Below are 14,388 nucleotides of genomic sequence, written 5' to 3'. Positions count from 1 at the left end.
GGCCCCGTCCTTCGTGCTTGTGCGACGCCGGCCGTGGTTGCGCGGTGCCGGCGCAGGTCCCGCTACGGACTCAGCGCCCGTTGCACACGTACCGGCGCCACAGCGACTCGCCGCTATCGCCCGTTGAACGCGTCCTTCAGCCGCGAGAACAGCCCCTGCTGACCGGGCTGGAACTGCCCGGTGGGCCGCTCCTCCCCGCGCAGCTTCGCCAGCTGCCGCAGCAGATCCTCCTGCTGCTGGTCCAGCTTGGTCGGGGTGAGCACCTCGACATGCACGATCAGGTCGCCCCGGCCGCCACCGCGCAGGTGCGTGACGCCCCGCCCGTGCAGCGGAACCGACTGCCCGGACTGGGTACCCGGACGGATGTCGATCTCCTCGACCCCGTCCAGCGTCTCCAGCGGCACCTTGGTGCCGAGCGAGCCCGCCGTCATCGGGATGGTGACCGTGCAGTGCAGGTCGTCACCCCGCCGCTGGAAGGTGGAGTGCGGCTTCTCGTGGATCTCCACGTACAGGTCACCGGCGGGCCCGCCACCGGGGCCGACCTCGCCCTCGCCCGCGAGCTGGATCCGCGTCCCGTTGTCGACACCGGCCGGGATCTTCACCGTGAGCGTGCGACGGGACCGGACCCGGCCGTCCCCCGCGCACTCCGGGCACGGCGTCGGCACGACCGTACCGAAGCCCTGACACTGCGGACACGGCCGCGACGTCATGACCTGGCCCAGGAAGGACCGCGTCACCTGAGAGACCTCGCCCCGGCCGCGACACATGTCACAGGTCTGGGCGGACGTCCCGGGAGCAGCGCCCTCGCCACTACAGGTCGTACACACCACAGCGGTGTCGACCTGGATCTCCTTGGTCGTACCGAAGGCCGCCTCGTTGAGGTCGATCTCCAGCCGGATCATGGCGTCCTGGCCCCGGCGGGTCCGCGAGCGCGGGCCGCGCTGGGATGCCGTACCGAAGAAGGCGTCCATGATGTCGGAGAAGTTTCCGAAGCCGCCCTGGCCGAAGCCACCGGCCCCACCACCGCCCGAAGCGGACAGCGGGTCGCCGCCGAGGTCGTAGACCTGCTTCTTCTGCGGGTCCGACAACACCTCGTAGGCGGCGTTGATCTCCTTGAAGCGCTCCTGAGTCTTCGGATCCGGGTTCACATCCGGGTGAAGTTCACGAGCGAGGCGCCTGAACGCCTTCTTGATTTCGTCCTGGGAAGCGTCGCGGCGCACGCCGAGTACGGCGTAGTAGTCCGTGGCCACTTACGACTCCGCCAGGATCTGTCCGACGTAACGTGCCACTGCGCGTACCGCTCCCATCGTTCCGGGGTAGTCCATGCGGGTCGGTCCGACCACGCCTAGTTTGGCGACTGCCTCGTCGCCAGAACCGTAGCCGACTGCGACCACGGACGTAGAACTGAGTCCTTCATGGGCGTTCTCGTGCCCGATACGTACGGTCATGCCGGACTCGGTCGCCTCACCGAGCAGCTTCAGCAGAACGACCTGCTCCTCCAGCGCCTCCAGTACGGGGCGGATGGTGAGCGGGAAGTCGTGCCCGAAGCGCGTGAGATTGGCAGTTCCGCCAATCATCAGCCGCTCCTCGGTCTCCTCCACGAGCGTCTCCAGCAGAGTCGCCAGGACCGTCGAAACGGTTCCCCTGTCCTCCGGATCGAAGGACTCGGGAAGTTCCTGCACCAACTGCGGTACGTCGGCGAACCGGCGGCCCACCACTCGGCTGTTGAGCCGCGCCCGCAGATCCGCGAGCGAGGTCTCGCCGAACGGCGCCGGGCAGTCGATCATCCGCTGCTCGACCCGGCCGGTGTCGGTGATGAGCACCAGCATCAGCCGGGCGGGAGCCAGCGAGAGCAGTTCCACGTGCCGCACCGTCGACCGCGTCAGGGACGGGTACTGGACGACGGCGACCTGCCGGGTCAGCTGCGCCAGCAGCCGCACCGTACGGGCGACGACGTCGTCCAGGTCCAGCGAGGCGTCCAGGAAGTTCTGAATGGCCCGCCGCTCCGGCGTCGACAGGGGCTTGACCCCCGCCAGCCGGTCGACGAAAAGCCGGTAGCCCTTGTCGGTGGGGATGCGCCCGGCGCTGGTGTGCGGCTGGGCGATGAATCCCTCGTCCTCCAGGGCGGCCATGTCGTTACGGACCGTGGCCGGCGAGACACCGAGCTGGTGCCGCTCGGTGAGCGCCTTGGAGCCGACCGGCTCCTCGGTCCCGACATAGTCCTGGACGATGGCGCGCAGCACTTCAAGTCTGCGTTCACTGAGCATCGCGCACACCTCCAAGCCGTGATGTTCCCTGCTGCCCTGCCTGGCACTCCCCCTGCGCGAGTGCCAGCGATTATCCGGGCCAGTGTACGGCTGTGGGGTGCCACCCGGACAAGGGTGGCAGCTCACGCTAGCGTCACGGTATGGACTTGCGAGGGGAAGAGACAGCTGCGGAATTCGGCTGGGAACGTCTCGCACCGGGCATCGCCAGACGTCGGCTGCCCGGCTGGGATGCCACTGTGGGCCTGGTCGCAGGCGCCCACGGGGCACTCCTGTTCGACACCGGATCCACCCTTCGCGAGGGCGTCGAGATCCGCCGCCAGGCCGAGGCACTGCTGGGCCGCAGAGTGACGCACATCGCGCTCAGCCATCCCCACTTCGACCACGTCCTGGGCACCGGGGTCTTCGCAAACGTCGAGGTGTACGCCGCGACCGGCATGGACACCGCCCTCCTCCAGCACGAGGTGCTCGCGGCGGATGCGGTACGTCACGGAGTGGCGCCCTCCGCCGCCGTGGAAGCAGCCGAACTCCTCACCGCCCCCCACCACCTCGTGCCCGCCGGCCGTCCCCGCACCGTCGACCTGGGCGGCGGCCGCACTGTTCTCCTCGCCACCCTGGGCCCCGCCCACAGCCCCCACGACCTGGTGGCCCTGGTCCCGGACGCCGGCCTCGTCCTCTGCGGCGACCTGGTCGAAGAGTCCGGCGCCCCCCAGGCGGGTCCCGACGCCACCCCCACCCGCTGGCCCGAATCCCTCGACCACCTCCTCACCCTGGCCGGCGACTCCGCCCACTACGTCCCCGGCCACGGAGCAGTGGTGAACGCCGCCTTCGTCCGCGCCCAACGCGACGCCCTGACCCAGCGCTTCCCCGCCTGACCACCACCGGCCGGCGCCCTGAAGCGCCCGCCCCCCACCCCGCCCGCACCTTCCCGCCCACCTCTGGAGGACCCGCCACCTGGGGGTTCTGAGGGCCCGCCCCCAGTTTCGGGAAGGGGCGGGGCGGGGAGAAATCCCCGCCCCCACCTAGTAACTTTGACCAAATGCGCAGCTACAGCCCGGACTTCACACCCCCGTGGAAAACCCCCACCCCCACCCCCGAACTCCCCGCCGAGCTCGACCTGGTGGTCGAAGAGGCCTCCACCGGCTTCTGCGGCGCAGTGATCCGCACCGAGAAAACCGCCGAAGGCCCCACCGTCACCCTCGAAGACCGCTTCGGCAAACACCGCGTCTTCCCCATGACCCCGGCCGGCTTCCTCCTCGAAGGAAAGCCCGTCACCCTCGTCCGGCCCTCCACCGGCACCGCCCAGCAACGCCCCGCCCGCACCGCCTCCGGCTCCCTCGCCGTCCGCGACACCCGCGCCCGCGTGGCCCGCGCCGGCCGCATCTACGTGGAGGGCCGCCACGACGCCGAACTCGTCGAACGCGTCTGGGGCGACGACCTCCGCATCGAAGGCGTGGTCGTCGAATACCTGCAAGGAATCGACGACCTCCCCGCCATCGTCGCCGACTTCTCCCCCGCCCCCGACGCCAAACTCGGTGTCCTGGTCGACCACCTGGTCCCCGGCTCCAAGGAATCCCGCATCGCCGCCTCGGTGTCCCACGCCGACGTCCTGGTCGTCGGCCACCCCTACATCGACGTATGGGAAGCCGTGAAGCCGTCCGCCGTGGGCATCCCCGCCTGGCCCACCGTCCCCCGCGGCCAGGACTGGAAGACCGGCGTCTGCCGCTCCCTCGGCTGGCCGGAGAACACCGGCGCCGCCTGGCAGCACATCCTCGGCAAGGTCCACTCCTACCGGGACCTCCAGCCCGAACTTCTCGGCCGAGTGGAAGAGTTGATCGACTTCGTCACGGCCCCACAGGACTGAATGCCCCAGGGCCCTGGATGCCCCACCCCACGGCCCTTGATGCCCCACAGGACCGAATTCCCCACGGGACTGAAACCCTGACGGTCGCGGACCCCGGACCCCGGACCCCGCGCCCGTACCCCGGCCCCAGCCCCAGCCCCCCTCAGTCCACCAGATCCCGCACCACCGCATCCGCCAGCAACCGCCCCCGCAACGTCAGCACCGCCCGCCCCTCCCCGAAGGGCCCCTCCTCCAGCAGGCCGTCCCGCACCGCCTTCTCCGCCGCCGCCAGCCCCGCCGGCTTCAGCAACGACAGCTCACATCCCTCCACCAGCCGCAGCTCAAGCAGCACCCGCTCGACCCGCCGGTCCTCCTCGGACAGCACCTCACGCCCGGCCCCGGGGGAGCGCCCGTCGCCCAGTGCCTGCGCATAGGCGCCCGGATGCTTCACGTTCCACCACCGCACGCCCCCCACGTGACTGTGCGCGCCGGGTCCCGCCCCCCACCAGTCGGCGCCCCGCCAGTACAGCTCGTTGTGCAGACACCGCCCGGCGTCCGAGGTGGCCCAGTTCGACACCTCGTACCAGGAGAAACCGGCCCCCGACAGCGCCTGCTCCGTCATCAGATAGCGGTCCGCGTGCACATCGTCGTCGGTCATCGGGACCTCGCCGCGCCTGATCCGCCGTGCCAGCTGCGTCCCCTCCTCCACGATCAGCGCATACGCGCTCACATGGTCGGGACCGGCCCCGATCGCCGCGTCCAGCGACGCCTGCCAGTCCGCGTCGGACTCCCCCGGGGTCCCGTAGATCAGATCCAGGTTTACGTGGTCGAAGCCGGCGGCCCGCGCCTCCGCGACACACTCCTGCGGCCGTCCGGGCGTGTGCGTACGGTCCAGGATCTTCAGTACGTGCGGCCTGGCGCTCTGCATACCGAACGACACCCGGTTGAAGCCGCCCGCCCGCAGCTCCTGAAGATAGGCCGGGTTCACCGACTCCGGATTGGCCTCCGTGGTGATCTCGCAGTCGTCCGCGAGGCCGAACTCGTCCCGGATCGACGCCAGCATCCGTACCAGATCGCCTGCGGGAAGCAGCGTCGGCGTACCCCCGCCGACGAAGACCGTGCGGACCGGCCGGGGGTCGTCGCCCAGCACCTTGCGGGCCAGGCGCACCTCCTCCACCAGCGTCGCCGCGTAGTTGTCGCGGGAGGCCAGGGCGCCGCCGGAGCCGCGCAGCTCGGTCGCCGTGTAGGTGTTGAAGTCGCAGTAGCCGCAGCGCGTCGCGCAGTAGGGAACGTGCAGGTAGAACCCGAGGGGCCGCTCCGCCGCCCCCCGCAAGGCATCGGGAGGCAGCGCCCCGTCCTCGGGCATGGGCTCACCATCAGGCAGTACAGAAGGCATGCCCCCATTGTCCGCCCTCGGGCCGAGGACTCCGCCCACCCGCCGCCTGCTCGCTACTCCGCCCGCAGCACCAGCAGCGCCAGATCGTCGTCCGGCGGCTCCATCGCGAAGGCGTGCACGGCGCGGGTGATCCGCTCCGCCACTCCCTGCGCGGACATCCCCGCGCACCCGGTCAGGACCTTCGCCAGCCCGTCCCCGTCGTCGAACATGACCCGCCCGTTGCGCCGCTCGGTCACCCCGTCGGTGACGCTGAGCAGCGCCTCCCCCGGCGCCAGCACGAAGGTCTCGCTCTCGTACGCCGCGTCGTCCAGCACCCCGAGCAGCACCCCCGGTCGGCCTGCCGCCCGTACCTCGCCATCGGGACGCAGCACCAGCGGCAGCGGGTGTCCGGCGCTGGAGACGGTGCAGCGCACACCGCCGCCCTCCTCGTCCGGCAGCGGTTCCAGCTCCCCGTACAGCATCGACAGGAAACGCGCCTGCGGGCCGTCGGGAAGTTCCTGGCCGCCGGCCGCGGCGACCAGCCGGGCCGCAGCGTCCGCGGACTCGGTGGCGTCGTCGAGGAGCAGGCGGTTGAGGCGGTCGAGCACCTCGGAGACCTGGTAGCCCTCGCGGGCGAGCAGCCGCAGCCAGGGCCTCACCAGCCCGGTGAACACCGCCGCCTCGGGACCGTTTCCCTGGACGTCGCCGAGTGCGAAGCACCAGCGGCCGTCGGAGGCGTGGAAGATGTCGTAGAAGTCGCCGCCGGCCAGTCCCTCGCCCCGGGGCTGGTAGACGAGGGCGCTGGTCATCCCGGGGATCTCGGCGACCCGGCTGGGCAGCAGGGCCCGCTGCAGGACGGACGAGATGGTCGCCTGCTGGGTGTAGCGGCGGGCGGCCCCGACGGCGAGGGCGACGCGGCGTACGAAGTCCTCGATCAGTCCGGTGACCTCGTCGGGGATGCGGACCATCCCGGCCCGCCCCATCATCAGTACGCCGACCCGGCGCCCGCCCACCACCATCCGGCAGGCGAGCACCGCGCCGGCCCCGCCGAAGCTCTCCCCGGCGGCCGGCCAGGGCAGCGGAACGGGGCCGCCGCGGGCGGATTCCGGCAGCCGGGGCGGTTCCTTCTCCAGCAGGGCGCGCAGTTCCTCCATGCACGCCTCGCGGGCGTGCCAGACCCGGGCGAGCCGCGGTTCCGCTGCCGGACCGGCGCCCTCCGGATCGAGCCATACGGCACACCAGTCGGCGAGCCTGGGCACCAGGAGCTGGGCCGCGAGCGCGACCACCATGTCCTGGTCGAACTGCCCGGCCAGCAGGTCGGAGGCCTCGGCGAGGAACGACAGCGCGCCCCGGTTGATCCAGTCCGGGTCCTCGTCGCGGACCGGCCGCCGGGGCAGCGGGGCGAGGATCTCGGCGGCCCGCAGCCCGCGCCGCAGGGCGTGCTCGCAGGCGAGGGCGGCGCCGGTGGGCGGTTCGGCGGGGCCCTCGGTGGCCTGCTGCCAGTTCTCCAGGGTGAGCGCGGCCCAGACGGTCTTGAGACCCGTGCGGTAGGTCACGCCCCAGCTCTCGGCGAGCCCGGCGACCAGGTGCAGTCCCCGCCCGTACTCGGGGGCACCGCTTCTCTCGCGGCGCTGCGGCTGGCTGTGCACGACCCGGGAGGGGTGGTGGTCGGACACCTCGACGATCAGGGCGATGGATTCCCGGGCGGCGGCGCCCGGTTCGATACGGCACAGGACCTCGACGGTGGTGCCGGCGTGCACGACCGCGTTGGTGACGAGCTCGTTGACCACCAGGGCGGCGTCGTCGGCGAGCCGCCCGGCGATCCCCTCGTCGCCTGGCAGCAGGGGCGTCCCTGACCAGTCCGCGATGGCGGCGCGGACGAACTTCCGCGCGGCGGAGGGGGCAAGCGGGTTGCCGGGCAGGCTGGTGCGGGCCTCGGGCTGGATTTCGTACCTCCCGGCGGGCGGGACACTCGCGCGGGCTCCGTTGTCCCGCTGCGTCGGAATCGATGTCACGGTGCGGCTCCTGATCGGTTGTCGCAATGCGCCGCTTACGACAACCACAGGGTGACAGACTGAGCCTGCCCATAAGCACCGAGTCACCGAAGTGGGCCTCAATGAACGAAGATCGAGCCATTCCTCGCCCTGCGGCCCGCGACCGGACCCGCACCGGGAGCCGCACTGCGGGCGGCCCCGAGGGCCCGCCCCACGAGGGCGAACACCCGGGCGACGGCTGGGTGCACGTGTCCGAGTTGCGCCCGCTGCTCGCCGCGATGACCTCGCTGCGGGACGGGGACTTCCGGGTGCGCCTGCCGGAGACCCACGCCGGGGCGCCCGGCGAACTCACCGCCGTTTTCAACCAGATCGCCGACCGCAAGGAGCACTTCGGGGCCGAACTGGCGCGCGTGCGCCGAGAGGTCGTCCGGCACGGCAGGCTCGACGAGCGGCTGACGGTGAGTCCCGGCCAGGGCGGCTGGGCCTCCAACATCAACAGTACGAACGCACTTCTGGACGCCCTGGTGGTGCCCGCCGCGAATGCCACCCGGGTGCTGGACGCGGTCGCGGGCGGCGACCTCACCCAGCGGGTCGACCTGCACGACGGCAACCGTCAGCTCCACGGTGACCTGCGCCGACTGGGCCGGGCGGTCAACAAGATGGTCGACCAGCTGTCGCTGTTCACGGGTGAGGTGACCCGGGTGGCCCGCGAGGTCGGCACCGAGGGGCGACTCGGTGGGCGTGCCAAGGTGCAGGGGCTGTCCGGCAGTTGGCGCGATGTGACGGAGGCCGTCAACACGATGGCGTCCCGGCTGACCGCCCAGGTGCGCGACATCGCGGCGGTGACCACGGCGGTGGCGCGCGGCGACCTGACCCGTACGGTCACCGTGGAGGCGACCGGCGAGCTCCTCGAACTGAAACTGACCGTCAACACGATGGTCGACCAGCTCTCCGCCTTCGCCGACGAGGTCACCCGCGTCGCCCGCGAGGTCGGCACGGTGGGCCAGCTCGGCGGTCGCGCCCAGGTCAGGGGCGTCTCCGGGGTCTGGAAGGACCTCACCGACAACGTCAACTTCATGGCGTCCAACCTGACGTCCCAGGTCCGCAACATCGCGCAAGTCACCACCGCCGTCGCCAACGGCGACCTGTCGCAGAAGATCACCGTCGACGCCCAGGGCGAGATCCTGGAACTCAAATCGACCATCAACACCATGGTCGACCAGCTCTCCGCCTTCGCCGACGAGGTCACCCGCGTCGCCCGCGAGGTCGGCACCGAAGGAAACCTCGGCGGTCGCGCCCAGGTGCGCGGCGTCAGCGGCGTCTGGAAGGACCTCACCGAAAACGTCAACTTCATGGCGGACAACCTGACGTCCCAGGTCCGCAACATCGCGCAGGTCACCACCGCCGTCGCCAACGGCGACCTCTCCAAGAAGATCACCGTGGATGCCCGCGGCGAGATCCTGGAACTCAAATCGACCATCAACACCATGGTCGACCAGCTCTCCGCCTTCGCCGACGAGGTCACCCGCGTCGCCCGCGAGGTCGGCACCGAAGGAAACCTCGGCGGCCAGGCCCAGGTGCGCGGCGTCTCCGGGGTCTGGAAGGACCTCACCGACAACGTCAACTTCATGGCGTCCAACCTGACGTCCCAGGTCCGCAATATCGCGCAGGTCACCACCGCCGTCGCCAACGGCGACCTCTCCAAGAAGATCACCGTGGATGCCCGCGGCGAGATCCTGGAGCTGAAGGACACCGTCAACACCATGGTGGAGCAGTTGCGCGCCTTCGCCGACGAGGTCACCCGGGTCGCCCGCGAGGTCGGCACCGACGGCAGGCTCGGCGGCCGCGCACAGGTCCTCGGCGTCTCCGGCGTCTGGAAGGACCTCACCGACAACGTCAACTACATGGCCGACAACCTGACCTCCCAGGTCCGCAACATCGCCCAGGTCGCCACCGCCGTCGCGCAGGGCGACCTCTCCAAGAAGATCGACGTGGATGCCCGCGGCGAGATCCTGGAGCTCAAGACCACCATCAACACCATGGTCGACACCCTGTCCTCGTTCTCGTCCGAGGTCACCCGGGTGGCCCGCGAGGTCGGCTCCGAGGGCCAACTGGGCGGTCAGGCGAGGGTCGAGGGGGTGTACGGCACCTGGAAGCGCCTCACCACCAACGTCAATGAACTCGCCCTGAACCTCACCACTCAGGTCCGCGCCATCGCCGAGGTCGCCTCCGCCGTCGCCCAGGGCGACATGTCCCGCTCGATCACCGTGGAGACCCGGGGCGAGGTCTCCGAACTCAAGGACAACATCAACCTGATGGTGTCCAACCTCCGTGAGACCACCCGCGCCAAGGACTGGCTGGAGTCCAACCTGGCCCGCCTCGCCGGGCTGATGCAGGGCCACCGCGACCTGATGGAGGTCGCCGACCTGATCCTGCGCGAGCTGACCCCGCTGGTGAACGCCCAGTTCGGGGCGTTCTTCCTGGCCGACCCGGAGACCGACGGCACTCCGTCGCACACCACCAACGCCACCCTTCCGCAGCGCGGTCTCGCCTTCATCGCCGGTTACGGCTCCGCCCAGGGCGCCACCGTCGACACCCACGGCATGCCGGGACACGGTCTGGTCCGCCAGGCGGCCCTGGAGAAGAAGCGCATCCTCGTCGAGGAGGCCCCGCCGGACTACATCAAAATCAATTCCGGGCTCGGCGAAGCGGCCCCGGCGAGCGTCGTCATCATCCCGATCCTCTTCGAGGACAAACTCCTGGGCGTCATCGAACTCGCCTCCTTCTCCCGCTTCTCCGACGTGCACCTGGCCTTCTTCGACCAGTTCGTGAACACCATCGGCGTCGCGATCAACACCATCATCGCCAACTCCCGTACGGAATCCCTGCTGAGCGAGTCCCAGCGGCTCGCCATCCAGCTCCAGGACCGCTCCAACGAACTCCAGCGGCAACAGGCCGAACTTCAGCGTTCCAACGCCGAACTGGAGGAAAAAGCGGCCCTGCTCGCCACTTCCTCCCAGTACAAGTCCGAGTTCCTGGCGAACATGTCGCACGAGCTGCGCACGCCGCTGAACTCACTCCTCATCCTGGCCCGCCTCCTCTCCGACAACCCGGACGGCCATCTCTCCGACCAGGAGGTCCAGTTCGCGACGACCATCCACCGCTCCGGCTCCGACCTGCTCCAGCTGATCAACGACATCCTCGACCTGTCCAAGATCGAGGCCGGCCGGATGGACGTACGCCCCAAGAAGCTCCCGCTGATCAAACTCCTCGACTACGTGCACGCCACGTTCCGCCCGGTCACCCTCGACAGGGGCCTGGCCTTCGACGTGGTGGTCGGCGAGGACGTACCGCGCGAAGTGTTCTCCGACGAGCAGCGGCTCCAGCAGATCCTGCGCAATCTGCTGTCCAACGCCATCAAGTTCACCTCGACCGGCCGGGTCGAACTGCACGTCAGTCGCATCGCCGACCCCGACAACGCGATCCTCAAGGGCACTCAGGAAGTCATCGCGTTCTCCGTCGCGGACACCGGCATCGGCATCGCCGCCGAGAAACTCCCGGTCATCTTCGAGGCGTTCCAGCAGGCGGACGGCACCACCAACCGCAAGTACGGCGGTACCGGCCTCGGGCTGTCCATCAGCCGCGAGATCGCCGGGCTGCTCGGCGGGCGGATCGTCGCCGAGAGCGAGCCGGGCCAGGGATCGACCTTCACCCTGTACGTCCCGGTGCGCTACCCGGGACACATCGAATCCGAGCAGGTCACCCACCAGCCGCCGCGCGCCCTGTCCATCGCCCCGCCGCCCGAGCGGCTGTCCGCCAACCACATCACCCTGCCCGATCAGGACAACGGCTGGCCCACCACCACCAAGCTGGAGGAGTGGAGTTCCGGCAGGGCCGGGATCGTGCTCCCCGGCCGCCGGGTTCTGATCGTCGACGACGACATCCGCAACGTCTTCGCCCTCACCCATGTGCTCGGTCGGGTCGGCATGCCCGTGCTCTACGCGGAGAACGGACGGGAGGGCATCGAGATGCTGGAACGCAATCCCGATGTCGAACTGGTGCTGATGGACATCATGATGCCGGAAATGGATGGTTACGAAACCATCGAGGCCATCCGCAACACCCCTCGCTGGACCGACCTGCCGATCGTCGCCCTCACCGCCAAGGCGATGCCCGGCGACCGGGAGAAGTCCATCGCCCAGGGAGCCAACGAGTACGTACCGAAGCCGGTGGACGTCGACCAGCTCCTCTCCGTGGTGTGCTCCGTGCTCGACCCGGGAGGAGAACCGGCGTATCCAGGGAACCCGGCGTGTACCGGGGAACCGGAACAGGAGAAACACGCGTCAGCAGATTGTGTAGCCCCGGCAGTTCCAGGAGTTGTGGACGATGACCACTGAGGCCCCGCGAACCACTCACCACGACCACGCCAGCATCCTGCTCGTGGACGACATGGAGGACAACCTCATCGCCCTTGAGGCCGTACTCGGCGCCCTCAACGAGCCCTTGGTCCGGGCCCGTTCGGGTGAGGAGGCGATGAAGGCACTGTTGCGGCAGAAGTTCGCGGTGATTCTGCTGGACGTCCGGATGCCGGGCATGGACGGTTTCGAGACCGCCTCCAACATCAAGCGTCTCGACCAGACCAAGGACGTCCCGATCATTTTCCTGACCGGCGCCGAGGGCGATTCCGGCTACGCCTTCAGGGGTTACGCGACGGGCGCGGCCGATTTCCTGACGAAACCTTTCGACCCCTGGGTGCTGCGCGCCAAGGTCAACGTATTTCTCGAACTGCACCGTAAGAACAGGCAACTTGAGCGCATGCTCAATCAGGAGCGGCAACAGTTCGGACTGCTCGCAGCCCAGCTCGCCGAGATCGAGGAGCAGGTCCTCAGGGAAGGTACCGCCGAGGGCTCACCGCTGCCCAGCCAGGTCGCCCGGCTACGCGAAATCCTCGCCGAAATGCGCCGCGGCCACTCCACCTGAGGGCCGCGGCGCACCGACGCGCGTACTCAGGCCTCCCTGGACCCCGCGTACATCTCCTCGATCAGGTGCTTGTACTCACGCTCAACGACCGGCCTCTTCAACTTGAGGCTGGGCGTCAGCTCGCCGTTCTCCACATCGAGGTCCCGGGGCAGCAGCCGGAACTTCTTGATGGTCTGCCAGCGCTGCAGCCCCTCGTTGAGCTCCTTCACATACCCCTCGACCAGCGCCTGCGTCTGCGGCGCCGCCACCACGTCGGCGTACGACTTCGCGGTGAGCCCCTGCTCCTGCGCCCAGGCGAGAATCGTCGGCTCGTCGAGCGAGATCAACGCCGTGCAGAAGTTCCGGTCCGCTCCGTGCACCAGGATGTTCGAGACGTAAGGGCAGACCGCCTTGAACTGGCCCTCCACCTCGGCGGGCGAGATGTACTTGCCGCCCGACGTCTTGATCAGGTCCTTCTTGCGGTCGGTGATCCTCAGATAGCCGTCCGCGGACAGCTCGCCGATGTCCCCGGTGTGGAACCAGCCGTCGGACTCCAGGACTTCGGCGGTCTTCTCCGGCAGCCCGTGGTAGCCCTCCATGATGCCCGGGCCGCGCAGCAGGATCTCGCCGTCCTCCGCGATCCTGACCTCGGTGCCGGGGAGCGGCTTGCCGACGGTCCCGGTGCGGTACGCCTCGCCGGGGTTGACGAAGCTGGCGGCGCTGGACTCGGTCAGCCCGTACCCCTCCAGAATGTGGATCCCGGCGCCCGCGAAGAAGTAGCCGATGTCCGGCGCCAGCGCGGCCGACCCCGACACGCAGGCCCGCAGCCGGCCGCCGAACGCCTCACGGATCTTCGAGAAGACCAGCGCGTCCGCCACCTTGTGCTTGGCGTTCAGCGCGAACGGCGCGGTCGCCTGCCCGGTGCGCCGGAAGTTGTCCTGGGTGACCTTCGCGTACTCGCGGCCGACCCCCGCGGCCCACTGGAAGATCTTGTACTTGGCGCCGCCGCCGGCCCGTGCCTTGGCGGCGACCCCGTTGTAGACCTTCTCGAAGATGCGCGGCACGGCGGCCATGTACGTCGGCTGCACCACCGGCAGGTTCTCGATGATCTTGTCGATGCGTCCGTCGACCGCCGTGACGTGCCCGACCTCGATCTGCCCGGAGGTGAGCACCTTGCCGAAGACGTGCGCCAGCGGCAACCACAGGTACTGCACGTCGTCCTTGGTGATCAGCCCGGTCGCCACGGTCGCCTTGGCCATGTACGACCAGCAGTCGTGCGGCAGCCGTACGCCCTTGGGGCGGCCGGTGGTGCCGGAGGTGTAGATCAGGGTGGCGAGCTGGTCGGCGGTGATCGCCGCGACCCGCTCCTTGACCGCCTCCGGGTTCTTCTCCAGGTACGCCGCTCCGCGCGCCTCCAGTTCGGCGAGCGAGAGCACCCAGCCCTCCGGGTCGCCGTCGGCCGCCTGGGCGTCCTCGGCGTTCACCACGACGACGTGGGCGAGGTGCGGCAGCTCGGCGCGCTTCTCGCGAGCCTTGGCGAGTTGGGCCGCGTCCTCGGCGATGAGCACCCGGCTCTCGGAGTCGGAGAGGATGTACGCCGACTCCTCGGCGTTCGTCGAGGGGTAGATGGTGGTGGTGGCGGCCCCCGCGCACATCACACCGAGGTCCGCGAGGATCCACTCCACCCGGGTCGCCGAGGCGAGCGCGATCCGCTCCTCGGGCCGCACCCCCAGCTCGACGAGGCCCGCCGCGATGGCGTACACCCGCTTCGCGGCCTGCCCCCAGCTCAGCGAGCGCCACTCATCGGCGCCACTGCCGCCGGCCGGCGGCACCGGGTAGCGGTAGGCCTCTCCGTCCGGCGTGGCAGCCACGCGCTCAATGAAGAGGGCAGCTACGGACGGCGGCCGGTTCTCGATCAAGGTCTGTGTGTCGCTCACGACGTCCTCCGGGCCT

General features: G+C 69.8%; 9 protein-coding genes. 4 read left to right on the top strand and 5 right to left on the bottom strand.

Features of this window, described 5'->3' with window-relative positions; all coding sequences use genetic code 11:
• Window positions 1–113: 113 nt before the first annotated feature.
• Window positions 114–1,250 (bottom strand): molecular chaperone DnaJ, encoded by a 1,137-nt coding sequence (gene dnaJ, locus ACIA73_RS17580; protein ID WP_399439409.1) that lies wholly within the window; start codon window positions 1,248–1,250, stop codon window positions 114–116.
• Window positions 1,251–2,267, bottom strand: coding sequence for a heat-inducible transcriptional repressor HrcA (hrcA, locus tag ACIA73_RS17575; RefSeq protein ID WP_399439408.1), 1,017 nt, complete (start codon window positions 2,265–2,267; stop codon window positions 1,251–1,253).
• 140 nt (window positions 2,268–2,407) lie between these two features.
• On the opposite strand from hrcA, the gene ACIA73_RS17570 reads away from it, so the two are divergent.
• Window positions 2,408–3,139: an MBL fold metallo-hydrolase gene (locus ACIA73_RS17570; protein ID WP_399439407.1), complete on the top strand. Its 732-nt coding sequence runs from the start codon at window positions 2,408–2,410 to the stop codon at window positions 3,137–3,139.
• Between the two features lie 164 nt (window positions 3,140–3,303).
• The gene (locus ACIA73_RS17565) at window positions 3,304–4,128 is read left to right on the top strand and encodes a DUF3097 domain-containing protein (protein WP_399439405.1); all 825 of its coding nucleotides are present in this window, start codon (window positions 3,304–3,306) and stop codon (window positions 4,126–4,128) included.
• Between the two features lie 142 nt (window positions 4,129–4,270).
• Here the strand turns inward: ACIA73_RS17565 and hemW are convergent, their stop codons facing one another.
• Both hemW and ACIA73_RS17555 read right to left on the bottom strand, forming a co-directional pair.
• Window positions 4,271–5,503, bottom strand: coding sequence for a radical SAM family heme chaperone HemW (gene hemW / locus ACIA73_RS17560; RefSeq protein ID WP_399439404.1), 1,233 nt, complete (start codon window positions 5,501–5,503; stop codon window positions 4,271–4,273).
• Window positions 5,504–5,556: 53 nt separating this feature from the next.
• Window positions 5,557–7,497 carry a SpoIIE family protein phosphatase gene (locus tag ACIA73_RS17555; protein ID WP_399439403.1) on the bottom strand — a complete coding sequence of 647 codons (1,941 nt, stop codon included), beginning with the start codon at window positions 7,495–7,497 and terminating at the stop codon, window positions 5,557–5,559.
• Window positions 7,498–7,754: 257 nt separating this feature from the next.
• Between ACIA73_RS17555 and ACIA73_RS17550 the strand changes: the two genes are divergently transcribed.
• Both ACIA73_RS17550 and ACIA73_RS17545 read left to right on the top strand, forming a co-directional pair.
• Window positions 7,755–11,873, top strand: coding sequence for a HAMP domain-containing protein (locus ACIA73_RS17550; RefSeq protein WP_399439442.1), 4,119 nt, complete (start codon window positions 7,755–7,757; stop codon window positions 11,871–11,873).
• Window positions 11,863–12,456, top strand: coding sequence for a two-component system response regulator (locus ACIA73_RS17545; protein ID WP_399439402.1), 594 nt, complete (start codon window positions 11,863–11,865; stop codon window positions 12,454–12,456). The genes ACIA73_RS17550 and ACIA73_RS17545 overlap by 11 nt, the downstream gene beginning before the upstream one ends.
• 26 nt (window positions 12,457–12,482) lie before the next feature.
• Here ACIA73_RS17545 and ACIA73_RS17540 read toward each other — a convergent pair whose 3' ends face one another.
• Window positions 12,483–14,372 (bottom strand): AMP-dependent synthetase/ligase, encoded by a 1,890-nt coding sequence (locus ACIA73_RS17540; protein WP_399439401.1) that lies wholly within the window; start codon window positions 14,370–14,372, stop codon window positions 12,483–12,485.
• Window positions 14,373–14,388 lie beyond the last annotated feature (16 nt).

It is taken from the genome of Streptomyces sp. NPDC051561 (assembly GCF_044454195.1).
Lineage (GTDB): Bacteria > Actinomycetota > Actinomycetes > Streptomycetales > Streptomycetaceae > Streptomyces.
This window is presented reverse-complemented; position numbering and strand designations above follow the sequence as displayed.

Excerpts from the sequence above, each read along its gene's own strand:
- hrcA (WP_399439408.1), bottom strand. The coding sequence starts at position 2,267 with ATGCTCAGTGAACGCAGACTTGAAGTGCTGCGCGCCATCGTCCAGGAC.
- ACIA73_RS17570 (WP_399439407.1), top strand. The coding sequence starts at position 2,408 with ATGGACTTGCGAGGGGAAGAGACAGCTGCGGAATTCGGCTGGGAACGT.
- ACIA73_RS17565 (WP_399439405.1), top strand. The coding sequence starts at position 3,304 with ATGCGCAGCTACAGCCCGGACTTCACACCCCCGTGGAAAACCCCCACC.
- hemW (WP_399439404.1), bottom strand. The coding sequence starts at position 5,503 with ATGCCTTCTGTACTGCCTGATGGTGAGCCCATGCCCGAGGACGGGGCG.
- ACIA73_RS17550 (WP_399439442.1), top strand. The coding sequence starts at position 7,755 with ATGACCTCGCTGCGGGACGGGGACTTCCGGGTGCGCCTGCCGGAGACC.
- ACIA73_RS17545 (WP_399439402.1), top strand. The coding sequence starts at position 11,863 with ATGACCACTGAGGCCCCGCGAACCACTCACCACGACCACGCCAGCATC.